Origin of the sequence: Myxococcus sp. CA056, from assembly GCF_013336715.1 — a bacterium.
GTDB lineage: Bacteria > Myxococcota > Myxococcia > Myxococcales > Myxococcaceae > Myxococcus > Myxococcus llanfairpwllgwyngyllgogerychwyrndrobwllllantysiliogogogochensis.
The window spans coordinates 796,962-819,543 of record NZ_JABUMT010000001.1 but is presented as its reverse complement, the minus strand read 5'-3'; the positions used below and the strand labels follow the sequence as shown (position 1 = coordinate 819,543).

Genomic DNA, 22,582 nt, shown 5'->3' with positions numbered 1-22,582 from the left:
GGCTCACTTCTCCGCCGCGCGATAGACTTCGTCGCCGCCCACGACGGTCAGGCGCACCTGGGCGCCTGGCAGCTCGGCGACGGGCGCGTCCACCGGGTCCACCGACAGCGCGACGAAGTCCGCGTCCATGCCGGGCTGCAGCCGTCCCCGCCGCGCCTCCGCGAAGGAGGCGTAGGCCGCGCCCACGGTGAAGCCCTCCAGGGCCTCCTCGCCGCTCAGCCGCTGGTCCGCATACCAGCCGCCCTCGGGCGTGCCGCGCGCGTCCTGCCGCGTGCGCGCCGCGTAGAGACCCGCGAGCACGTCCGGCCGCTCCACCGGGAAGTCACTGCCCAGCGCCAGCACCGCGCCAGAGGCCTTCAGGCGCTGCCACGCGTAGGCGCCTCGAATCCGCTCGGCGCCCACGCGGGCCTCCGCCCAGGGCATGTCGCTGGTGGCGTGCGTGGGCTGCACGCTGGCCAGGAAGCCGCCGCGCCCCAGCCGGTCGATGTCCTCCGGGCGCATCACCTGCGCGTGCTCCACGCGGTGGCGACCGTCACGCGTGCCCGTGGCCTCGGCCGCGCGCAGCAGTGTGTCCAGCACCAGCGTGTTGGCGCGGTCTCCAATCGCATGCGTGCACACCTGGAAGCCTCCCGCCATGAAGGACCTCACGCGCCGCTCGTACTCCTCCGGCGTCATCATCAGGAGCCCCCGATGCCCGGGCTCGTCGCTGTAGTCCTGGTGCAGCGCCGCGCCCCGGCTGCCCAACGCGCCGTCCAAAACGAGCTTCACCGCGCGCAGCGTGAGGCGCTCGCCCTGGTAGGGGCCCTCGCGCAGGTACGTCTCGCGGTCCGCTGACTGCCCGTCCGCCATGGCGTAGACGCGCAGGGGCAGCTTGCGCTCCTTGTCCCAGCGCTGGAGCAGGCGGAAGGTGCGCAGGTCCATGCCCGCGTCGTGGACCCCCGTGAGGCCCGCTCGCGCGGCCCGGGAGAGCGCCGCGGTGAGCTGCGCGGCCAGCTCCGCCTCCGTGAGCGAGGGCAGCACGGCGTAGACAAGGCCCATGGCGTTGTCCACGAGGATGCCGGTGGCCTCACCGTCCGCGCCGCGCAGAATCCGTCCGCCCTCCGGGTCCTTCGTGTCGCGGGTGACGCCCGCGCGCCGCAACGCCTCGCTGTTGACCCACGCCGCGTGTCCGTCGATGCGCGCCAGCATCACCGGCACGTCGGGGTGCTTCGCATCCAAATCCTGCCGCGTGGGGAAGGCCTTCTCCGTCCAGTCGTTCTGGTCCCATCCCTGGCCGACGAGCCACTCGCCCTGGAACGAGGTGCTCGGCGCCGAGGCGACGCGCGCCAGGGCCTCCGCCTTGGACGTCGCGCCCAGCAGGCTCACCGTCGCCTCCCACTGGCCCAACGCGGACAGGTGGCCGTGTGAGTCCGTCAGGCCCGGCACCACCGTGGCCTCACCCAGGTCCACCACGCGCGCGCCCACGCCCGCCGCGGCGAGCACCTCATCCCGCGTGCCCGTGGCCAGCACCTTGCCCTCGCGCACCGCGAGCGCCTCCACCACCGGCCGCGCCGCGTCCAGGGTGCGGATGCGCCGCGCCACGTACACCGACGTGCCCGTGGCTTCCGCACCCGGCGTGTTGCGCGTGCAGCCGCTCGAGGCCGAGAGAAGGACCACCGCACCGAGGAGTCCGCCGAGTCGTCGCAGCATCTTTCGCGCACCTGCCTGGGAGACCGCCCCGAGCGTGGGACGGGCGCGACACTCTGGCGCACCCGCACCGCACGGGCCAGCATCCGGCGCGTGACGCGCCGCGGCCCGGGCCCACGGAGAATCCCACCGACTGGCTCCGGGCAGCCCCTTCACTCCAGGAGGGACCAGGCGACTGCTCCAGGTGTCGGGCTCGGGCGCGCCCACCCTCCGTCGCACCGCACGCGGAGCGAGGGCAGGCGGCGAAAAGATGGTTGCGCCACGCAAGCTTCCTGTCCGGGGGACTTGACGTCAGAGAGGGGGACTTGGCGACGAGCCGGGGCGTGAGGGATGTTGCGGCGTCTCACGTTCCCTGGAGTCGTCATGAACCTGAACCTGTCCAAGTCCCGGCTCGGGCCCACCGCGCTGCTGGTCGTCGCCGCCCTCTGTCTGACCACCGCCGCGGGTTGCGCCGGCCGCCGCCGCGAAGCCTTCCTGCACGACAAGACGCGGACCCACGTGTACCGCAAGCCCATGGCCGAGGTGTGGCCTCAGGCGCTGGCCCTCCTCAAGGAGAAGGGCTACTCGCTGCGCGTGGGCGCGCAGGGCTTCGAGGCGACGTCCGAGTGGCTGATGCACGGCGCCCCCTCGTCGCTGGGCACCACGCAGGTGCGCTACCACGTCAAGGGGACAGAGCGTGGCCCCGGCCAGTGCGCCATCGAGTTCCACAAGCAGTTGGCCACGGAGACCAAGAGCGCCAGCTCCGGAGGCCGTTCCCAGGAGCTGAATGACCCGGGCGTCCGCGCCGACGGCGGCAACATCAACCGCGACGCGGAGATGGAGTGGGAGCTGCTGCAGAAGGTGGACGCCGAGTCCGCCGCCGCGCTGCGCGCCGAAGCGGACAAGGTCCAGTAACGCTGTCCCCGACAGGAGCCGCCGCTGACGCGCGCTACTCGTCGCGCAGCGGCAGCTCCAGGGTGAGGCCGTCGTACGCCACTTCCAGGGGCCCCTTGAACTCCTCCCTCGCCTGGTTGAGGAGTTTCGCGGGGTCCGTGTCGTGGCGGCTGGACAGGTGGGTGAGAATCAGTCGCCGCGCTCCCGCCTCGCGCGCCACCCATGCCGCCTCCCGGGCCGTGGAGTGATGCGTCTCCTGGGCCCGCTCCTGCTCGTCATCGGAGAAGGTGGACTCGTGGATGAGCAGGTCGGCGTCCTTCGACGCGTTCACCACGGCGGCGCACGGCCGGGTGTCTCCGGAGATGACCACCCGGCGTCCGGCGCGCGGAGGGCCCAGCACGTCCTCCGGCTTCACCGTCCGCCCGTCCTCCAGCGTCACGGCCTCGCCCTTCTGGAGCTTGCCGAAGCTGGGGCCCGGGGGCACGCCCAACTCGCGCGCCTTCTCCACGTTGAAGCGCCCCGGCCGGCCATCCTCCACCAGTGCGTACGCCAACGCGTTGATGCGGTGGTCCACGCCCACCACGTGCAGCGCGTAGCCGTCGCGGCGGATGACGTCGCCGTCCTTCACCTCGTGGATTTCGATGGGGAAGGACATGGCCTCCACGCCCAGGTGCACCGCCTGGTGCAAGAGGCGCCGCGCGGGGGGCGGGCCGTACAGGTGGATGGCGTGCTCGCGCCCCATCATCCCCAGCGTGCGCAGGAAGCCGATGATTCCCAGGTAGTGGTCGGCGTGGAAGTGCGTGAAGAAGACCGCGTCCACCGTGAAGCCGGTGCCAAAGCGCACCATCTGCCGCTGGCTGCCCTCGCCGCAGTCGAACAGGAGCAGGTCCGTGTCCGCCTTCACCGCGAGCCCGGACAGGTTGCGGTGAAGCGTGGGCTGCGCGGCGGAGGTGCCGAGGAACGTGAGCTTGAGGAGGGACATGCCGGCACTTCCCACGCGAAGAGAGTCTCCCGCGCCACACCCACGGCGCGAGGCGCCATTTAGCAGGGTTTGGACCCTCCCGTGCTATGAGGCCGCGCTCCCAGACACCGCCATGCCTGAATCCCTGACGTTCGCTCCCACCCCCGACCCTCGCCGCGTGCGCGCTCCGGATGGACGCGTGCTCACCGTGCCGGAGGGCTGGGCCCTGCTGCCCCCCGGTGACGCCGGCCTCACCCGCCGTGTGAAGGCCGCCGGCCCCACCTGGACGGTGGTGGAGAAGGTGGGCCGCAAGCTCTTCTCCCGGGGCGTGTGGGCCCCTGAACCCCACATCCATCAGGCCCGCGCCGCGCTGGACTCCGAGCGCGCCACGCCCGCCTACGCGAAGAAGCTGGCCGCCGGCCGCGAGCGCCGCGCCCGCGAGCAGGAGCAGTACGAGGTCGACTTCGCCAACGCCGTGCTGCGCTTCCTCGCCTTCTCTCCCGCGTGGCTGCCCCATGCGAAGCGTCTGGCCGTGCTCGTCGCCGCGCATGCCACGCCCGTGGGCAGCGGCACCGTGGCCCGCACGGAGCGCATCCCCGTGGAGCGCCGCGCGGAGGCCGCCGTCATCGCGTGGATGCGTCACCAGACGACCAGCTACGACAACCTGAAGATTGCCCGCGTGAAGGGCGCGCGGCGCGAGGTGCGGCGCGAGCTTGCGGAAATCTCCCGCGCCGTCCTGGACCTGCACCGCCGTGACGTGCCCCACGGGCCCACGGCGTGTCCGCTCTGCACCGCCCTGATGAATGTGGGTGGTGGTGCGCGGCAGGGCTGACCCGGGCGCCGGGGCTGGAATACCGACGGGTTTCTGACCCGCCGTTCAGTCAAGTTGCGCCATTAATGACCGCCGGGTTAGTAACGGGTCCGCCATGCCGAGACCCGCTGACCCTCATGCGAGGGAAGCCCTGATGACCGCGGCCCGAGCGGAGCTTGCCCGCAAGGGGCTGCGCGGGGCGCGAATCGAGGACATCACCGCCGCGTGTGGGCTCTCCAAGGGCGCCTTCTATCTGCACTTCCCCTCGAAGGAGGCGCTGTTCGCGGAGGTGCTGGCCCTGTTCGAGTCGCGCCTGACCGAGGTGAACACGCTGCGGATGGCGGAGGTGGAGCGCCACTTCCGCGAGCAGGGTGTGATGGGGCCGCGCGACAGGCTGGAGCGCAGCGCGCGTTATCAACAGTTCTGCGAGCTGGAGGCGGCGTTCGATTTGGAGTCGCTCGAGCTGATGTGGTCCTACCGGGACGTCGTCTCGGTGCTCCTCAGCGGAAGTCAGGGCACGCCCTTCGAGTCGCTCCTGTGGCGCATGACGGACGCGCAGGTGGAGCGCGTGGCGGGAGACTTCCGGCGATTGCAGGAGGCGGGCGCGGCGGACCAGGAGATGGACGCGAAGCTGTTCGCCTCCGTCATCGTCGGCGCGTACGTGCTCCTGTCCCAGCGCATGGTGCACCTGCCGGAGAAGCCGGACCTGTCCGCCTGGGCGTACACGCTCCAGCGCCTGTGCGAGGGCGGCACGCTGCCCCGCTTCGATGCGCCCGTGCCCGTGTCCGAGCCCGTTGTCTCCCGGGCCAAGCGCCCCACGACTTCCCAGCGCCGGCCTCCCGCCCGCGCGAAGACCCGCCACACCCCGAGGAAACGCCCGTGAACCCCACCTGGAAACCTTCCGCCCCGCGCGCGCTCGCGGCGTTGGGTGTCGTCGTCACGGCGCTGTCGCTGCCCGCTTGTAGCAAGGCGGATGCTTCCTCCACGCCGGCCGCTGTCGCGAAGACGGACGCGGCGGCGCCCACGGTGAAGCTGGTCGCCACGCGCACGGTGCGAGCCGCGCCCCGCGAAGAGGTGACGGGTACGCTGTTCCCCGCGCAGGCGCTCCAGGTGGGCTTCGAGGTGGGGGGCCGGCTCGCCGCCGTGAAGCTGGGCAAGGGCGCGGCGGTGAAGAAGGGCGACGTGCTGGGGCAGCTCGACGTGGAAATCGTCGACGCGCAGGTGGCGCAGGCGCAGGCGGCGGTGGCCGCCGCGGAGGCCGGTTCGACGATGGCGTCCGACGTGGCCTCTCGCAACGAGGCGCTCCAGAAGGAGGGCGGGGTGAGCGACTTGCAGAACCGCTCCACCTCCGCGACGGCGGCGCAGGCGCGGGCGCAGTTGCTGGCGGCGCAGGCGCAGCTGGCGCAGGCGCGAGCGGCGCGGCGGCGGCATGACCTGCGCGCGCCCTTCTCGGGCACGCTCATCGACGCGCCCGAGCAGACCGGCGCCACGGTGGGGCCGGGCACGCCGCTGTTCAATCTGGAGAACCTGGACACGCTGCTGCTCAAGACGACGGTGTCGGAGTCGCTGCGCTCGCGGCTGAAGCCCGGCGCGAAGGTGCGGGTGGAGTCGATTGGGAGCGCGGGGGTGTTCACCGAGGACGCGACGGTGCGCACCATCCTCCCTTCCGCGGACCCGGCCACGCGCCGGGTGCCGGTGGAGCTGTCGGTGCCCAACGCGGATGGCCGCTTCGTGGCGCACACGCTGGCGCGCGCGGTGCTGCTGTTGGGCGAGGACCAGGACGCGCGGGTGTTGCCGGGCACGGCGCTGTCGTCCTCCAACGGGGACCATGTCTTCGTGGTGGGGAGCGGCGGCGAGGTGAGCCGTGTGGACGTGCAGGTGTTGGAGCGGCGTGAGCGCGAGGTGGTGGTGCTGGCCCGCTCGCCGCTCGAGTCCGTCATCGACCACCCCACGCCGGGCCTGTCACAGGGCTCGCGCGTCACCGTGAAGTAAGGGGAGGCCGTCCAATGTTCCTCAGCGACGTCTCCATTCGTCGGCCGGTGTTCACGGCCATGTTGTCGCTCTGCCTCATCGTCCTCGGACTGATGGGCCTGGGGCGCCTGGGCACGGACCTGTATCCGGACGTGTCCTTCCCCGTCGTCGTCGTCACCACCGTCTACAAGGGCGCGGGTCCGGGTGAAATCGAGACCCAGGTCGTCAAGCCCGTGGAAGACGCCGTCGCGGGCATCAGCGGCGTGGACAAGATTCACTCCTGGAGCCGGGAGAACCTGGGCACGGTGGTGGTGCAGTTCACCCTGTCCACCAACGTGGACCGCGCGGTGCAGGAGGTGCGCGACAAGATTGCCGGCATCGCGAACAAGCTGCCGCAGACGGCGGACGCGCCGGTGGTGGGCCGCGTGGACCTCTCCGCGACGCCCATCCTCACGTATGCCGTGTCGGCGGACATGCCGTCGCAGTCGCTGCGCCGGCTCATCGACGACCGAATCAAACCCGCGCTCGCGCAGCTCGAAGGCGCGGCCGAGGTGCGCATCACCGGTGGTGACACGCGCGAGATTCAAATCGACGTGGACCTGGACAAGGCGCGCTCGGCGGGAGTGTCGCCGCTGGACATCGCTCAGCGCGTGGGCGCGGAGAACCTGGACCTGCCGGCGGGGCGACTGGCGCTGGGCGCGAGCGAGCTGACGGTGCGCTCGCTGGGGCAGTTCCGCGACGTGGACGAGATTCGCGCGTTGCCCGTGGCGCGCAGCCGGACGGGTTCGCAGGTGCGGCTGGATGAAATCGCCACGGTGACGGACGGCGTGGCGGAGCGGCGCACGGTGGCGCGGCTCAACAGCCAGGACGCGGTCATCCTGGAGGTGGTGAAGCAGCCGGGCTCCAACACGGTGGCGGTGAGCGACGCGGTGAAGCAGGTGCTCAGGGACATGGCGCCGGAGGTGGGGCAGGGCTTCACGGCCACGCTGCTCATCGACCAGTCGGAGCTCATCCGGGAGAACGCGCACGAGGTGTGGATTGCGCTCGTCTTCGGTGGGGCGATGGCGGTGCTCATCATCCTGATGTTCCTGTTGGACGGGCGCGGCACGTTCATCTCCTCGCTGGCGCTGCCCACGTCCGTCATCGGCACGTTCTTCGTGATGTACCTGCTGGACTACACGCTGAACCAGATGACGCTCCTGGGGTTGTCCCTGGCCATCGGTCTGCTCATCGACGACGCGGTGGTGGTGCGCGAGGCGATTACGCACCGGCTGGAGAAGGGCGAAGACCCGATGAGCGCGGCGGCCAACGGCACCAACGACGTGGGGCTCGCGGTGCTGGCGACGACGCTGTCGCTGGTGGCGGTGTTCGTGCCGGTGGCCTTCATGCCCGGAATCGTGGGGCAGTTCTTCAAGCAGTTCGGCATCACCATCTCCGCGGCGGTGCTCGTCTCGCTGTTCATCTCCTTCACGCTGGACCCGATGTTGTCGGCGCGGCTGGCGAAGAAGCGGGTACCGGGAGAGGTCCACAAGGAGAACGCGGTGGCGTCGGGGTTGCGGCGCTTCCTGGACGGCACGGAGCGCGTCTACGCGCGCATCCTGGGCTGGGTGCTGGCGCACAAGTGGGCGACGGCGGGAATCACCGTGGTGGTGCTGGTGCTGTCCTTCGGAGCGGCGAGCCGGCTGGGCGCGGAGTTCATCTCGCCGGAGGACCGCTCGCAGTTCCTGGTGGATCTGCAACTGCCGGACTCCGCGAGCCTGTCGGAGACGGAGGCGCGCACGGCGGAGGCGGAGGCGTTTCTGCGCAAGTTGCCGGAAGTCACGGCCATCTATTCCATCGTCGGCACCAACGGCGATGTGAACAAGGCGCGCATGCGCGTGCTGACGGTGGGCAAAGGGCAGCGCACCAAGGGCATCCCGGTGCTGAAGGACGAGGCGCGCGCGCTGCTGACGCCGCTGGTGGCGACGCGGGTGAACCTGAGCGACCCGCCGACGATTGAGGGCCTGGGCGACTACTACCCCATCATGGTGCGCATCACCGGGCCGGACCTGTCGCGCGTCAATCAGGAGGCGGAGCGCGTCGCGGGCATCCTTCGCGGGCTGAAGGGTACGGAGGACGTGCGGGTGGAGGCGAACCCGCCGAAGCCGGAGCTCCAGGTGCGCATCGACCGGGCGCGCGCGAGCGACGCGGACATCAACGCGGCGGGGCTGGCGACGCAGCTGCGGCTGGCCATCAGCGGCGACGTGGTGGCGAAGCTGCGCGAGGGGACGAACGAGACGGACATCCGCGTGCGGTTGGCGGAGCGGGACAGGAGCACGCCGGAGCGGGTGCGGCAGCTGGAGGTGTACACGCCGCGCGGGTTGAGGCCGGTGTCGGACCTGGCGCAGGTGGAGCTGCGGGACGGGCCGAGCGTCATCGAGCACGAGAATCGGGAGCGGCAGATTGCCGTGTACTCGCAGCTCGCGAAGGGCGCGGCGCTGGGCGACATCGCGAAGGCGTTGAGGGAGCAGGTGGCGGTGGCGCCGCTGCCTCCCGGCTATGCCATCGTCTATGACGGGCAGATGAAGAGCCTGGATGAGCAGAACGAGGCCTTCAGCCTGGCGTTCGGTCTGGCGTTCGTCTTCATCTACATGGTGCTGGCGAGCCAGTTCGAGTCCTTCAAGCACCCCTTCACCATCATGGCGTCGCTGCCGCTGGCGCTGGTGGGCGCGCTGCTGGGGTTGGTGGTGACGGGTTACCACCTGTCGATGGGCGCGATGATTGGCGTCATCCTGTTGATGGGATTGGTGACGAAGAACGCGATTCTGCTCATCGACGGTGCGTTGCAGCACCTGCGTGAGGGGGACTCGGTGGACGTGGCGCTGATGAAGGCGGGGCCCCGGCGGCTGCGTCCGATTCTGATGACGAGCGCGGCGATGGCGATTGGCATGGTGCCGACGGCGGTGGGCTCGGGGACGGGCTCGGAGTTCCGCGCGCCGATGGCCATCTCGGTGATTGGTGGCGTCATCACCTCGACGTTCCTGACGCTGCTGGTGGTGCCGGTGGTGTTCGCGGCGATGGAGAAGGTCGGCTTCTGGAGGACGACGAAGGCGGAGGCGCCCGTGCCCGAAGAGGCCCCCGTGTCACCCGGGCCCAGCCCGGCCGCGTGACGACAGCGCCGGGCCCGAGCGTGGGTGTCTCGGGCCCGGTGTCCGGCTCAGTCCTTGAGGCCCGCGAACTTGCGCGCCTCGGCGAGCGCGCTGGAGTCAGGGAACAGCGTACGGGCGAGGGTGGCCGTGGTCGCGGCGCCCTCGGTCTTCCCCTGCTCCCCAAGGGACTCGATGAGGCCGGCCCAGGCTTCTTCGAGGACGGTCAACGCCCGGGTGGCTGCCTCTCGGTAGAGGGCCTCCGCCTCCAGGGGTGCGTCGCGGACGACGCTCTTGAAGCGGGCCAGTCCGATGAGCGCCTCAGGCGTTCTGTCCGAGGCGTCGACGGCGCCCAGGAGCAACTGCTCGACCTCCGCGAAGAAGGTGGCGGGGTCCGCGAGGTCTTCCTTCCCCCAGAGCAGAGCCCGGCTGGAGAGCAGCAGCCCTGGCACATGGGCGGGGCATTGGGTTCGCAAGCGTTCGAGCAGTCGCAATTGCTCCTCGCTGCCCCATTCCAGGCGCTTCGCCTCCGACAGTAGCTCCAGCAGTTCGTGGGGGCTCGGGTGCATGAGGGCTCACAGCTTCTGAAGCAATCGGGAGTTGTCCTTCGCCACATCTTTCAAGAGCTTCAGCGCGGTCTGAAGCTCCTTCTTCGTTCCGATGCTGAAGTTCTCCGCGTCATACATCTTCTGGAGTTCATGCCGCGTGAAGTCCTTGAGCCGGGAAGGGAAGCTCGGCACGCGCTGCAGCCGGGCAGGTATCTCTCCCAGCTTCATGGAGAGGTCGGCAATCTGTCGGCGAAATGCCGTCGCCGCGGACTGCTCAATGAGTCCCGACGAGGTGGACTCGGCCACGAGCGCTTCGGCTTGCGCGAACTGGCCATCCGAAATCAGGTGGGTGATTCGCGCTTCCGCGCTGTTGCGGCCGAAGCCGCCACCGCTGCCCTCATCGACGTGAGCGCAGGAGAGCAGGCCGCATCCGATGAGGACGAGCGCGAGAGCCCAGCTCTTTCTTCGTGCCCGCGAAGTCATGCGGACGAGGGTACCTACAGGCTTCGGTGCGGCCCAGGTCATGGGCGGACACCTGTCTGCTCGTGAGCGCTCGAAACCTCAGCCGCCCGTGTACACGGGTGTCATCGCGTCGATGATGCCGTGCATGAGGCTCTGGCCGTCGGGGGTGTCCGGACACAGTCCGCCCCAGACGAGCGTGAGCCGGTCGGCCACCGGGCGCCAGTACATGCGGCCTCGCATGGCCACCGGCTCGTAGCTCTCCCGGCCGCCCGCGAGGTAGTCCTCCTCCGGCATCCCGAACACCGCGTAGTAGCTCAGGTCCGGCGCGTCCGCGTCCTCCGTGCGGTGCAGCCCGCTGGGAATCACACAGGCCACGTCCGCGCTGTGCCACGCACCCTGCCGGCCCGTCGTCACCTCGCGGACCTCGAAGCACATCCGCGACGCCGGACACCCCAACTCCCCCGCCGTCAGGAAGTTGTAGTCCAGCCGCGGAATCTCCAGCATCTCCTCCACGTCCGGCCGCCCGTCACTCCGGAAACCCCACGGATTGCCGTCGCGCTTGTACGAACGCACCCCATACGCGCCATAGAAGACGTTGTACCAGGGGCTGTGCGGATTGAAGTAGTCCGAGCACCCCGCGCCATCCGGGAAGTCCGCGATGGTGAACGCCACCAACAAGTCGAACAGCCGCTTGTTGTCGAACGCCAGGAACGGCTCGCGCGCCACCGCCCCTATCGAACCCCGGATGCGTGGCACCGGCGTCGCGATACCCACCTCCTCCAGGAAGTTCGTCTTGCCCGGCAACGGCGTTGCATTCATGGCCATGACGGCCAGCTCTCGTTGTAAACCCATGGAATTCCGTACCCCGCTGCCACAGCTTATGGGACCGGAGTACACTGGTGAACATGCCGGAGAAGCTCGTCTTCGAGCACACCTTCGAAGGCCTCTTCGTTCGCGGGCTCGCGGGACGTGTCACGCCGGCCTTGAGGGAACGGCTGCGGGAAGTCGGCCTGGACCTGGAGAGCAAACTCCAGCCCGCCTACGGCTTCGACACCTGGTGCTCCGCCGTCCGTGTCACCGCCCGCGAGCTGCACCCCGAGGAGCCGCCCGAGGTCGGCTACGCCCTGCTCGGCGAGCGCATGGTGGACGGCTACCGCGAGACAGTCATGGGCCGCGCCCTCTTCAGCGTCATCCAACTGCTGGGCCCCCGACGCGGCGTGGGCCGGGCGCGGCAGATGTTCCGCTCCGGCAACAACTACACCGAGGCCCGCGTCGACGACGTCACCTCCCGGGAGGTCGACGTCTGGATGAACGAGGCGGGCCCCATCCGCTACTTCACCCAGGGCGCCCTGCGCGCGGGCCTGCGCGCCACCGGCGCCGTCCAGCCGCTCGTCACCGTGCGCGACTTCACCGCCCAGGACGTCACCTACCGCTGCACCTGGCGCGATGGGCTCGACCCCTGAGCCGGGCCTGCTCGCGGTGGATCTGGGGCTGCGCTCGGGCCTGGCCCTCTACGGCCGCGACGGCCGCCTGCGCACCTACCGCTCCCAGAACTTCGGCAGCCAATCGCGGCTGAAGCGCGCCGTGCCCTCCGTGCTCGCGGGCACCGGGCCCCTGGCCTTCCTGGTGCTCGAAGGTGGCGGGCCGGTGGCCGACGTCTGGGAGAAAGAGGCCCTGCGCCGCGCGCTGCCCGTGCTGCGCGTCTCCGCCGAGGACTGGCGAGAGCGGCTGCTCTACGCACGCGAGCAGCGCAGCGGAGGCCAGGCCAAGGACGCCGCGGATGGCCTTGCCCGCAGGGTCATCGACTGGTCCCACGCCTCAAGGCCCACCTCGCTGCGCCACGACGCCGCGGAGGCCATCCTCCTGGGCCTGTGGGGCGTGCTGGAAGTGGGCTGGCTGCCCCAGGTGCCCGCCGAGGTGCGGGCAAGATAGGTGGACGCGCGCATCCGGGGGCCGCGAGCGGACACCGGCTCCTGGTATGACAGCCAGATGCCCTGGACCTGGAGCCGTCGATGAAGCGTTGGGTGGATGCGCTCGCGCGCACGGGCTACCGGGGCGCGTACGCGCTGGCGCGGGTGTACTGGCTCGTGCGCCACCCCCGGACGCAGGGCGTCTTCGTGGGCGTCTGGCACGAGGGGCGCGTGCTGCTCCTCCAGAACTCCTACAAGCACCAGCTCAGCATGCCGGGCGGCGGCATGGACGCGCACGAGTCCCCCGCCGAGGCCGGCGCCCGAGAGCTGCACGAAGAAGTGGGCGTGCGCGTGGACCCCGCGTCGCTGCGGCCCGCCTTCGAAACCGTGGGCACCTCCGAGAACAAGGAGGACCATGTCCGCTTCCTGGAGCTGGACGTGGACTCCGAGCCCTCGCTCACCATCGATGACCGGGAGGTCACCTGGGCGGCGTTCATCGACCTGGACACCGCCTTGAGACTTCCTGTCTCCCCGCTGGTGCGGGCATACCTGGAGCATGCGCGTCCGCGCCGGAAGTGAGTCACCTCCGTGAGCGGTTGTCCCGGTGCAGGGCTATCGCCAGACGGCGCGAGCCGCGCGGTCGAAACAGGCTGTGAAGACAACCGCGCGCGACAAGACAAGGCGTCGAGGAGGGGGTCGCGCGCGGGTAGAACGAGACGTCAGCGAGCGTGCGCGGCGGCCTGCTCGTTCACCAGGAAGTGGCGGGTGCGGGCCTTGGTGAGCTGCCGCTCCGCCTCCTCCAGGGACACACAATCCACGGTGATGTCGTCGTTGGGCGCGGCCTCGGAAGCCACTCGCGCCGTCTGCAACCGGGCGATGGTGGAATCCGACACATGCGCGCACATGAGACAGCCTCGCTGACGACCGTAGGCCACCACCTCTCCGAAAATCGTGGCGGACTCCGGCTCCAGCGCCTTCAACCCCCGCATATCCGCCAGCACCAGGTGCCGGCCTCCCGCATACGCATCCGTCGCGGCCCGATAGGCCGTGGCGAAATCCTTCATCTCATTGGGTCGGACAAAGCCCTTCAGACGAACGGTGACCGTGCGACGGTTCGTATCGTTGGTGACCTCGAACATGGGCCCTCCCTCCTAGGGAGAGCAAACAATAACAAACATCGGGGCCCGCTCGAAACCACCCCCAGCAACTCTGTCCGCCCTGGAATAGTCGAAAGGAATTGTGTCGAGACAGACCCGGTACGCCGGAACATTGCCGCCACCCCACAGCGCGTTCCACGCCAACGCGAATGCTCCACGCCGGATGTGCAGTCGAGTCCGGGATGACTCAGGCGCGCTGACTGCTCTCACCGGTGAGGACGGCCGAGCCGATGAGATGCGCCAGCCGCAGCGCCTCTGGGACGCGGCCCTTGTCCGTCACCAGCGCGAGCGCGTCCGCGACGAAGGAGGGCTCCGCGCCCCGCACCTGGAAGGTGAAGCCGCCCACCTGATGGATGTCGCCCGCACGTCGCAGCCTGGCCCAGCGCGCATCAGCCCGAGGCAGGCGCCGCAGCGCGCGCTCCACCGCGTCCAGGTCCGGAGGCCGCCGCATCACCGCCACGCAGGGCTTGCCCAGACGCGCCGCCAGCTCCGGCAGGTCCACGACGTTGAAGCCCCCGAAGGCGATGCCGTCCAGCAGCACCAGGTGCAGCTGCGGGAGGAACTTGCCGCCTTCCAGGAGCCGGCACACCTCGCGCGTGGCGTTCCAGCCGTCGCGCCGCACGCGTCCCCAGACGAGCCCCTCGAAGCGCGTGCCCGCGCACACCACGCCCGCCAGCTGAACCGCGGAGCCCGCGCGGCGAGCGAAGGGCGCATCGTCGAAGCCGATGACTCGGGGGAAGCGGGGCAGGCGCATGGCCTGGCAGCCTCGCAAAGCGCGCGGGACTTGAGGACAGCAAAAGGAAGAAGCCCGACCCCGCGCACGCGGAAGCCGGGCTTCAGGGAACACCGTGTCGGAACGCTTCAGGCGGCGCGCACGTTCTGCGCCTGCAGGCCCTTGGGGCCGCGGCCGACCTCGAACTCCACCTTCTGGCCTTCCTGCAGCGTGCGGAAGCCATCCATGTTGATGGCCGTGTGGTGGACGAACACGTCCTCACCGCCACCGTCCTGCACGATGAAACCAAAGCCCTTCGCATCGTTGAACCACTTCACGGTACCAGTTGCCATGTATCGCGTTCTCTCGGGTGGTGCGGCGCGCCGCGGTTATCGGCCTTTGAGAAACTAGAGGCCGTAAGTCGGGACGTAGTTTGCCCGGGCCGACCGTCCGAGTGGAAGCCCCCTTGGCTGCTTGCCAGCAGGGTGGGGTGCGGAGTGGTGGCTGCCATTCCTACTTCCGGGGGATGGACAGGCACCGCGCGCGCCTGGGGATGCGTGCCTACCGTCATGGAAGCCCCTGGCTTCCCTTGGAAAGGAGCGTCCCATGGCCGTGCCGACCCCTCCGAATCCCACCCTTCCCCCGGTGTCCGCCCCGCCTCACCGGGAGCCAGGGCCCCGCCGGATGGCGCGGCACGTGGCGGACAAGAGCGCCCGGGCGGGCATCCTCTCCCGGCCCCTCTTCGAGCGGCTCCCCCTGCGCCGGTGGGTGCCTTCCGAAGTCCACACCCTGCTGGACTACCGGGGAGGCGTGGCGGCGATGGTGTCGGGGCAGCTGTCCAGGGACAGCCGGGCGCGCCGGGCGGGGAGGGTGCTGGGGGCGACGGCCATTGGCGTGTCCCTGTTCACCGACGCCCGGCTGAGTCTGGCCAGGCTCATCCCCATCGAAGCGCACGAAATCTTCGACTACGTCCACGGCACGGCGGCGGTCCTGGCGCCCTTCGTGCTGGGGTATGCCCGGAAGCACCCCGTCGTCGCCACGGTGCACGTGCTGCTGGGGCTGTCGTCGCTGGCGGTGGCGCTGGTGACGGACTACCGCTGCCAGACGGGCATGCACCTGGGCGGGGAGCTGCGCACGGACCCGGAAGGCATTGGCGCATGAAAGCGAAGCGGCGGGGCCCCCCACTGTGAGGGCACCCCGCCGCTTCAATCACTTCAGGCGTGCGAGTGGACGGCTCAGGCCGTCTTCACGGCGGCCTGGGGCTTCGCGTCGGAGGACGACGCGCCGCTGTTGCCGCTGACGCTCTGGATGCGCATCCCGTAGAAGCTGCGGTAGACGAACACCGTCGACAGGACGAAGAACACCACGGAGAAGACGCGGGTGAGGTTGCCCTGGCCCGCGGCCTCCAGCTCCACCGCCAGCTCCACGGCGAGCAGGCCGAAGAGGGTGGTGAACTTGATGACCGGGTTGAGCGCCACGGAGGACGTGTCCTTGAACGGGTCGCCGACGGTGTCACCGACGACGCAGGCCGCGTGCAGCTCCGTGCCCTTGGCCTTCAGCTCCACTTCCACCAGCTTCTTCGCGTTGTCCCAGGCGCCACCGGCGTTGGCCATGAAGACGGCCTGGTAGAGGCCGAAGATGGCGATGGAGATGAGGTAGCCCACGAAGAAGTACGGCTCCAGGCAGGCGAACGCGAGCGTGCTGAAGAAGATGGCGAGGAAGATGTTGATCATCCCCTTCTGCGCGTACTGGGTGCAGATTTCGACGACCTTCTTGGAGTCGGCCACGCTGGCCTTCTCCACGCCCTCCAGCTTGATGTTGGCCTTGATGAACTCCACCGCGCGGTAGGCGCCGGTGGACACCGCCTGCATGGACGCGCCGGAGAACCAGTAGATGATGGCGCCGCCGGTGATGAGGCCCAGGAGGAACGGGGCGTGCAGCAGCGAGAGGAACTGCGTCTTCTCGGTGTTGAGCTGGCCGTTGGTGATGCCGACGAGCAGCACGATGATGGAGAAAATCATCGTGGTGGCGCCGACGACGGCCGTGCCGATGAGCACCGGCTTGGCGGTGGCCTTGAAGGTGTTGCCCGCGCCGTCGTTCTCCTCGAGGAACTGCTTGCCCTTCTCGAAGTCGAGATCGAAGCCGAAGTCGCGCTTCACCTCCGCCTTCACGTCGGGGACGTTCTCGATGAGCGACAGCTCGTAGACGCTCTGCGCGTTGTCCGTCACCGGGCCGTAGGAGTCCACGGCGATGGTGACCGGACCCATGCCCAGGAAGCCGAAGGCGACGAGGCCGAAGGCGAACACGGGGGCTGCAATCATCAACTGGCCCACGTCCGCGCCGGGCACGCCGGAGCCGCTGAACCAGAACGCCAGGCCCATCAGGCCGGCGATGATGAGACCCATCCAGTACGCGGAGAAGTTACCCGCGACCAGACCGGAGATGACGTTCAGGGACGCGCCACCCTCGCGGCTGGCCGTGACGACCTCGCGAACGTGACGGCTCTCCGTGGAGGTGAAGACCTTGATGGCCTCCGGGATGATGGCGCCCGCCAGCGTGCCGCAGCTGATGATGAGCGACAGCTTCCACCACAGCGTCGGGTCGCCGTTCAGGGTGGGGATGAGCAGGTAGCTGACCAGGAAGGTCAGCGCCACGGAGATGAGCGACGTCACCCACACCAGCGCGGTGAGCGGGTGCTCGAAGTTCATGTGGTCCGCGTTCTTGTACTTGGCGGACTGGTACAGGTTGTTCAGGCCGTAGGCGGCCAGCGACGCGAGCACCATCACGATGCGCATCACGAAAATCCAGACCAGCAGCTCGACGCGGAATCCCTCGCCCACGGCCAGCAGGATGAAGGTGATGAGCGCCACGCCCGTCACGCCGTAGGTCTCGAAGCCGTCCGCCGAGGGGCCCACGCTGTCGCCGGCGTTGTCGCCGGTGCAGTCCGCGATGACGCCCGGGTTGCGCGCGTCGTCTTCCTTGATTTTGAAGACAATCTTCATCAGGTCGGACCCGATGTCGGCGATCTTCGTGAAGATGCCGCCGGCGATGCGCAGCGCGGAGGCGCCCAGCGACTCGCCGATGGCGAAGCCGATGAAGCATGCGCCCGCGAAGTCCGCCGGGATGAAGAGCAGGATGGCGAGCATCAGCAACAGCTCGGTGCTGATGAGCACCATGCCGATGGACATACCCGCCTGCAGCGGAATGGCGTACGTGGGGTAGGGCTTGCCTCGCAAGCTGGCGAAGGCGGTGCGGCTGTTGGCGAACGTGTTGACGCGGATGCCGAACCACGCGACGCCACACGAGCCGGCGATGCCCACGAGGCTCGCCACCAGGATGATGACCACGCGGTCCACGCCCATGTGACGCAGGAACCCGAAGTAACCCACCATCACCACGGCGATGAGCGCCCACAGCACGGCAATGAACTTCAACTGCGTCATCAGGTACGTCTTGCACGTCTCATAGATGAGCTCGGAAATCTCGAGCATCGCCCGGTGCACGGGCAGGTTCTTGAGCGAGGCGTACTGCATGAAACCGAACACCAGTCCGATAACGCAGACCGCGATGCCGGAGAGCAACAGTTGGTGCCCGTTGATGCTGCCGCCAAAGAATGACTTGGAGGCGAAGTCAGGGAGAACGAGGTCCGCCTCACTGGCGTGGGCGACGCTGGATGCGAACACCGTCAGCAGCCCGAGGGCCCTGGCGGCGACACCAGTGACGCCCCTACGCAGGGCGTCCATCCGTGGAACAGTGCGTGTCATGGGGGTGCAACTCCTCACAGAGGCTCGTCCAAAGCGCGGCCCACAACGCCGCGCCCCGGAGTGAACAGGGAGTGGTGTCGAGGGGTTGGCCGCCTGCGAGCGAAGTTGCCGCGCGCCGACGCTTCAGCACAGCCTCGCCCTTCAGGGTGCAACGTCACACGCCTGAAGGCGGGCTCGCGAATAGCATGGACAGGCGCTGAAAGTCGAATTCCGGGGTGTGTTTGTCCACAACCTGATCCAACTATGAGGGGGGCTGGGGGCCCCGCAACCCGTCAGGTGGTGTGTGTATGTCAGGGGCGCAGACTGAACAGAAAGCCATCCTGGGGATGCGGGTAAGGGGTTCCCACAGGTTGGGCGCGCCGCAGCGCGACAGCGACCAGGGTATTGCCAGATCCATCCACTGACACCGAGCGGGCTGTCGGGGGGAGGGGACTGGAGAAGCCTCGCACCCAAAGGGAGTCTCCCTTTTCGGGCAGGAGGCGGGCGACATAGAGGCCAGCGGGAGAAGGCGCCCGGCCCAAATCCAGTCCTCCGTCATGGGTGCCGGTGAGCGTGAGCTGTCCCGCGTCATCCGTGGCGAGCGCCGTGGCGGTGGCGGCGAAGGAGCGCGCCCAGCGCTCTTGGCCTTCCGCGTTGAAGGCCGCCACGAAGCCGTGATGGGCGCCCGCGTCATGAGGTTTGTTCTGAAAGTAGAAGCGGGTGGAGAAGGAGCCCGCGACGAAGACGCGGTCCGGGCCGACCGCCAGCGCGGAGACAGCTCCGGTGGCGCCTCGGAAGTCCCGGCTCCACGCGTGGGTGCCATCCGGATGAAGCTTGAGGACGAAGGGCGTGCGTTGGCGCACGGTGAGGAACGAGCCTCCGCCGAAGCACACCGCGCCCGCGTATGCGCCACCAATATAGATGCCGCCGAAGGCGTCCACCGCCGTCGCGCGCGCCGTCAGCAGGCCCTGTGTCCCCGCGGACCAGACGCGGCTCCAGCGCGTGTGGGCGTCCGCGCCCAGCCGCACCACGAAGGCGCCCCGCTCGCCATCGGGTGGCTCGCGCACGGCGTCGCCGAAGTCCCGCGCCCCGGAGAAGTCTCCCACCACCACCACGCCCGCGTCGTCCCGGGCGACGGCGTGCACGGTGAGCGTGCCCTCACCCGCGAAGCCCTTCACGTGTTCGACGGCGCCCTCGGCCGACAGGCGCGCGACGAACGGCCCGTCCGGCAGGCGCGCGGTGCCCCACTGGGAGCCCGCGGAGGCGCCGCCCAGCCAGACCTTGCCCTGGGTGTCGATGACGAGTCCGCCCACGCGCGCGTTGGACGTGCCCTCACCTGGTACGAGCCCATGCGCCCAGCGCAGGGCCCCGTCCGGGGAGAAGCGCGCCACCATCATGTGAGCTCTGGATGCACTCCGGTTGAAAGGCAGGGGGCCGCCCCCCACGTCCAAAGGCTCTCGGTATGTCGCCGCGACGAGGACGTCCCCGTTGGGGGCCGTCACCGCGTGTGGCGCCTCGCTGTCCCCGTTCGCCAACGGGCGCGACCACGCCATGACCCCCTCGCCCTCGTTTGTTCCTTCCGCCGCCGCCGCCACCCTCAAGCCCGGAGCACGTGGAGCCGCCAGGGCTTGCTCCCCGCACGCCGCGAGGAGAGGACCCATCAGACACACCACGCTCACCCAACGCCACCCGACCATGCCCGCCCCGACCTCTCCCGCCCCCGACCCCCGACGACCCCCTGCCCTTCAACCGCGGGGACGCTTCTGCAAGGTGATTGCCAGCAGTCCTTCCGAAAGGCACTTCCCTCTGGGCGCGAGAGGGACCCCGGCCTGGGGGACGAGAAAGGTGTTCGTTCTCCTGAAAAAATCCCTGTCCACCAGCCAACGCTGGAGGAAAAACGACGCGCCCGGCCGGAAGGCAGACAGGCCTGTAGCGCTTCGAGCAGGCAGGTGGGCGTGGCGCGTGGCCCTCATCTGTCCTGGGGATGACAGGCGTCGTGAGGGACTCGGTTTCATCCCGGCGCATGGACAAGGCGGGTGACGGGGCGGATGCGAACATCACGATTCGATGAAAAACACGAACATGCAACGGATTGGGTTTTACGTGTCGGCGCTGGCGTGACGTGACGCTGGCCAAGATTTGACAGAGTTGAGTCAGTGATTGTCTGTCCATTCAGGCACCTTGCGTTGCGTTGAATCCAGCACAGCAGCCAAGGAGCCGTCCATGAACAGCATGAAGTGGGTGATGTCCGCCACGGTGGTTGCCATGTCGGTCGTGGGTTGTGGAGGTCAGTCCGGCGCGGGGGCTCAGACTGCCCAAGCGGTGGAGCAGAAGGCGTCGCTGGCCATTCCGAACTTCCATGGTTCGGACACGCTGAAGGAGGCCCTCATCGCGGCCAACATCCAGTCGGGTGCCGGGCTGAACATCGAGGGCAAGGGTTCTGGCGTGGGCGAGGCCTGCCTGCGCAATGGCGTGGGCTCCAGCGGCTTCTGCGGCTCGGGGGCGCAGACGCTGGCCCCCATGTCGCGTGACTTCGCGGCGCCGAAGACGGCGTCGGGTGCGGCCTGTGTGAGCGGCACGGCGACGGGCGCCTGCTGCCCTGGGGAGCGCAGCAACACCATCGCCCTGGACGCGGTGAGCGCGTTCGTGTCGTCGGCACGGTTCGCGCTGTTCCCCGACTTCGACCCCAGTTCCGGCGTGGAGAAGGGCCTCACCACGGAGGAGCTGCGCCGCATCTTCTTCGCCACCGACAGCGCTGGCGTCGCCATCACCGGTGCGTGCCCCACCAACTGGAACGCGTTCGGTCAGCCGTCCGCCACCATCGTCAAGTACCGCCGCGATGACCTCTCCGGCACCACCGACACGTTCAAGTCGCTGCTCAAGGGCGGCACCTTCTGTCCTGGCATCACCGTCATCGTCGACGGCTCTGTCTCCAACCCCAGCCCCTGCACGTCCTCGGACAGCGCCACCACCTGCATCGGCAAGCTGACGGTGAGCAACAACAACGCCATCGCCTACGCCGGTGACTCGGCCACGCAGACCGGCAACGACAAGCTCCACCTGAAGGCCGTGGCCCCCATCACCCCGACGACCAGCAAGTATATTGCTCCCAGCGAAGCCAACGTGCGCAAGCTGCTGCAGTCTGGCGCGACGGATGTCTATCCTCTCTCTCGCCGCATCTTCCTGAACGAGAACGTCAACCGCGCCAAGTCGTTCGAGGAGGGCGTCCTCTACGAGTGGATCTACGACACCAACTCGACCGAGTTCGAGGAGATCCTGACGCAGCAGGGCTTCATCGCGTGCGCGCCTGAAGAGCTCCTGACGCCGCTGGCCTGCGGCGGCAACCTGGGCCGTGGCGCGGGACTCTGCTCCGGCATCTGATGTGACGTCACGCCTCGACAGTCTTTGTCACTGAATGCTTCGGGCCGGAGGGCACCTGTCTGCCTCTCCGGCCCGTCTCTCGTGGAGGGAAGACCCTCCGCGCCCACCTGTGTCAGACGAAAGCCCCATCCACCATGCGCTCTCAGCTTCGCGTCCTGTTCCGCTCCTCCCTGTTGTTGCTCTCCACCTCCTGGCTCGGCGCTCCCGCGCTGGCCTCGGACCTCCACGCGGCGCCCTGGGTGTGTCGTGATTCGCGTGGCGCCGTGGGCGACGTCGAGGAGATTTCCCTGTCCACCGGCGCGGGCCCGCTGAGCATCACCCTGGGGCCCGACCTGGCGCTCTGGTACACGCAGGCTGGCTCCGGAAAGATTGGCCGAGCCACCCGCGCTGGCGCCATCTCCGAGTTCTCCCTGCCCACCACTGGCGCGGGCGTGCAGCAGATTGCCGCTGGCTTCGATGGCAACCTCTGGTTCACGGAGCTGGCCGCCAACCAGATTGGCCGCATCACCCCGGCCGGCGTGGTGACGGAGTTCCCTCTGCCCAACCGGGGCGCCAGCCCGGCTGGCATCGCCGCGGGTCTGGACGGCAACGTCTGGTTCACGGAGGTCATTGGCAACCGCATTGGCCGCATCACCCCCTCGGGTGAAATCACCGGGTTCGCGCTGCCCACCCCCGCCGCCCAGCCGCGCGCCATCACCCAGGGCTTCGACGGAAATCTGTGGTTCGTCGAGCAGGCGGCCAACAAGGTCGGCTCCATCTCCTTCGAGGGTGTCATCACCGAGTTCGCCCTGCTCACCGAGCGCTCCTCGCCGTCCTCCATCGTCGCGGGCCTGGATGGCAATCTCTGGTTCACGCAGCAGGCCGCCAACCAGATTGGCCGCATCACCCCGGACGGCGTGGTGACGGAGTTCCCGCTCCCCACCGCCGGAAGCCAGCCGAACGCCATCGCCCTGGGGCCGGATGGCCAGCTCTGGTTCACCCAGCTCGCGGGCAACCGCATTGGCCGCATCACCTACGCGGGCGCCATCACCGAGTTCGCCCTGCCCACGCCCGGCAGCCGCCCGTCTGGCATCGTCATCGCGCCTCCGGGCAACTGGTGCCTGGACGCGCATGTCTGGTTCACCGAGCGCGGTGGCCACAAGCTCGGGAAGCTGCGCGCCATCGCCGTTCCCTGACGTTCCGGGGCGTGACGATTCCGAGACAGACATGCTTCCGGGTGTGCGGGGTGGTGTCTGATTTTGT

General features: G+C 69.1%; 21 protein-coding genes. 11 read left to right on the top strand and 10 right to left on the bottom strand.

Going from position 1 to position 22,582, the window contains the following annotated elements; genetic code table 11:
* Window positions 1-3 precede the first annotated feature (3 nt).
* Window positions 4-1,689 carry an amidohydrolase gene (locus HUA76_RS03315; protein WP_174459971.1) on the bottom strand — a complete coding sequence of 562 codons (1,686 nt, stop codon included), beginning with the start codon at window positions 1,687-1,689 and terminating at the stop codon, window positions 4-6.
* 360 nt (window positions 1,690-2,049) lie between these two features.
* Here HUA76_RS03315 and HUA76_RS03310 point away from each other — a divergent pair, with 360 nt between their 5' ends.
* A complete protein-coding gene (locus HUA76_RS03310) occupies window positions 2,050-2,580 on the top strand; it encodes a hypothetical protein (protein ID WP_141645420.1) in 531 nt (176 codons plus the stop codon).
* Window positions 2,581-2,614: 34 nt separating this feature from the next.
* Here the strand turns inward: HUA76_RS03310 and rnz are convergent, their stop codons facing one another.
* A complete protein-coding gene (gene rnz / locus HUA76_RS03305) occupies window positions 2,615-3,541 on the bottom strand; it encodes a ribonuclease Z (protein ID WP_141645421.1) in 927 nt (308 codons plus the stop codon).
* A gap of 112 nt (window positions 3,542-3,653) precedes the next feature.
* Here rnz and HUA76_RS03300 point away from each other — a divergent pair, with 112 nt between their 5' ends.
* The 4 genes from HUA76_RS03300 (at window position 3,654) to HUA76_RS03285 (ending at window position 9,451) form a co-directional block, all read left to right on the top strand.
* On the top strand, window positions 3,654-4,352 hold the full coding sequence (locus HUA76_RS03300) for a DUF2293 domain-containing protein (RefSeq protein ID WP_141645422.1): 699 nt from the start codon (window positions 3,654-3,656) through the stop codon (window positions 4,350-4,352).
* 133 nt (window positions 4,353-4,485) lie between these two features.
* Entirely contained in the window at window positions 4,486-5,214 is a 729-nt protein-coding gene (locus tag HUA76_RS03295) for a TetR/AcrR family transcriptional regulator (protein WP_254613970.1), read from the top strand.
* Complete coding sequence (locus HUA76_RS03290) at window positions 5,211-6,323, top strand: efflux RND transporter periplasmic adaptor subunit (protein ID WP_141645424.1); 1,113 nt, start codon at window positions 5,211-5,213, stop codon at window positions 6,321-6,323. The genes HUA76_RS03295 and HUA76_RS03290 overlap by 4 nt, the downstream gene beginning before the upstream one ends.
* Window positions 6,324-6,337: 14 nt before the next feature.
* Window positions 6,338-9,451 (top strand): efflux RND transporter permease subunit, encoded by a 3,114-nt coding sequence (locus HUA76_RS03285; RefSeq protein WP_141645425.1) that lies wholly within the window; start codon window positions 6,338-6,340, stop codon window positions 9,449-9,451.
* A gap of 47 nt (window positions 9,452-9,498) precedes the next feature.
* On the opposite strand, the gene HUA76_RS03280 is transcribed toward HUA76_RS03285, so the two are convergent.
* The 3 genes from HUA76_RS03280 to HUA76_RS03270 all read right to left on the bottom strand — a co-directional run bounded on the left by HUA76_RS03280 (window position 9,499) and on the right by HUA76_RS03270 (window position 11,262).
* On the bottom strand, window positions 9,499-9,996 hold the full coding sequence (locus HUA76_RS03280; protein ID WP_174457455.1) for a hypothetical protein: 498 nt from the start codon (window positions 9,994-9,996) through the stop codon (window positions 9,499-9,501).
* Window positions 9,997-10,002: 6 nt separating this feature from the next.
* Window positions 10,003-10,458: a hypothetical protein gene (locus HUA76_RS03275; RefSeq protein WP_174459969.1), complete on the bottom strand. Its 456-nt coding sequence runs from the start codon at window positions 10,456-10,458 to the stop codon at window positions 10,003-10,005.
* Window positions 10,459-10,536: 78 nt separating this feature from the next.
* Complete coding sequence (locus HUA76_RS03270; RefSeq protein WP_254613969.1) at window positions 10,537-11,262, bottom strand: hypothetical protein; 726 nt, start codon at window positions 11,260-11,262, stop codon at window positions 10,537-10,539.
* 80 nt (window positions 11,263-11,342) lie between these two features.
* Here HUA76_RS03270 and HUA76_RS03265 point away from each other — a divergent pair, with 80 nt between their 5' ends.
* From HUA76_RS03265 to HUA76_RS03255, 3 genes are all read left to right on the top strand, one after another.
* Complete coding sequence (locus tag HUA76_RS03265) at window positions 11,343-11,900, top strand: DUF2378 family protein (RefSeq protein WP_174457452.1); 558 nt, start codon at window positions 11,343-11,345, stop codon at window positions 11,898-11,900.
* On the top strand, window positions 11,884-12,369 hold the full coding sequence (locus HUA76_RS03260) for a hypothetical protein (RefSeq protein WP_141645430.1): 486 nt from the start codon (window positions 11,884-11,886) through the stop codon (window positions 12,367-12,369). The genes HUA76_RS03265 and HUA76_RS03260 overlap by 17 nt, the downstream gene beginning before the upstream one ends.
* Before the next feature lie 80 nt (window positions 12,370-12,449).
* Complete coding sequence (locus HUA76_RS03255; RefSeq protein WP_174457451.1) at window positions 12,450-12,926, top strand: NUDIX hydrolase; 477 nt, start codon at window positions 12,450-12,452, stop codon at window positions 12,924-12,926.
* A gap of 140 nt (window positions 12,927-13,066) precedes the next feature.
* On the opposite strand, the gene HUA76_RS03250 is transcribed toward HUA76_RS03255, so the two are convergent.
* From HUA76_RS03250 to HUA76_RS03240, 3 genes are all read right to left on the bottom strand, one after another.
* Window positions 13,067-13,486 (bottom strand): hypothetical protein, encoded by a 420-nt coding sequence (locus HUA76_RS03250; RefSeq protein WP_141645432.1) that lies wholly within the window; start codon window positions 13,484-13,486, stop codon window positions 13,067-13,069.
* A gap of 205 nt (window positions 13,487-13,691) precedes the next feature.
* The gene (locus tag HUA76_RS03245) at window positions 13,692-14,258 is read right to left on the bottom strand and encodes a DUF99 family protein (RefSeq protein ID WP_141645433.1); all 567 of its coding nucleotides are present in this window, start codon (window positions 14,256-14,258) and stop codon (window positions 13,692-13,694) included.
* Between the two features lie 107 nt (window positions 14,259-14,365).
* Complete coding sequence (locus HUA76_RS03240; RefSeq protein ID WP_015346287.1) at window positions 14,366-14,569, bottom strand: cold-shock protein; 204 nt, start codon at window positions 14,567-14,569, stop codon at window positions 14,366-14,368.
* A gap of 253 nt (window positions 14,570-14,822) precedes the next feature.
* On the opposite strand from HUA76_RS03240, the gene HUA76_RS03235 reads away from it, so the two are divergent.
* The gene (locus tag HUA76_RS03235; protein ID WP_174457449.1) at window positions 14,823-15,377 is read left to right on the top strand and encodes a hypothetical protein; all 555 of its coding nucleotides are present in this window, start codon (window positions 14,823-14,825) and stop codon (window positions 15,375-15,377) included.
* 74 nt (window positions 15,378-15,451) lie between these two features.
* On the opposite strand, the gene HUA76_RS03230 is transcribed toward HUA76_RS03235, so the two are convergent.
* Together HUA76_RS03230 and HUA76_RS03225 are read right to left on the bottom strand one after the other, a co-directional pair.
* Window positions 15,452-17,980 carry a sodium-translocating pyrophosphatase gene (locus tag HUA76_RS03230; protein WP_174459968.1) on the bottom strand — a complete coding sequence of 843 codons (2,529 nt, stop codon included), beginning with the start codon at window positions 17,978-17,980 and terminating at the stop codon, window positions 15,452-15,454.
* A 290-nt stretch (window positions 17,981-18,270) separates the two neighbouring features.
* Window positions 18,271-19,512 (bottom strand): hypothetical protein, encoded by a 1,242-nt coding sequence (locus HUA76_RS03225; RefSeq protein WP_254613968.1) that lies wholly within the window; start codon window positions 19,510-19,512, stop codon window positions 18,271-18,273.
* Window positions 19,513-20,182: 670 nt separating this feature from the next.
* Between HUA76_RS03225 and HUA76_RS03220 the strand changes: the two genes are divergently transcribed.
* Both HUA76_RS03220 and HUA76_RS03215 read left to right on the top strand, forming a co-directional pair.
* A complete protein-coding gene (locus HUA76_RS03220) occupies window positions 20,183-21,340 on the top strand; it encodes a substrate-binding domain-containing protein (protein WP_174457447.1) in 1,158 nt (385 codons plus the stop codon).
* Between the two features lie 134 nt (window positions 21,341-21,474).
* Window positions 21,475-22,515, top strand: a complete 1,041-nt coding sequence (locus HUA76_RS03215; RefSeq protein ID WP_254613967.1) for a Virginiamycin B lyase — start codon at window positions 21,475-21,477, stop codon at window positions 22,513-22,515.
* Window positions 22,516-22,582 lie beyond the last annotated feature (67 nt).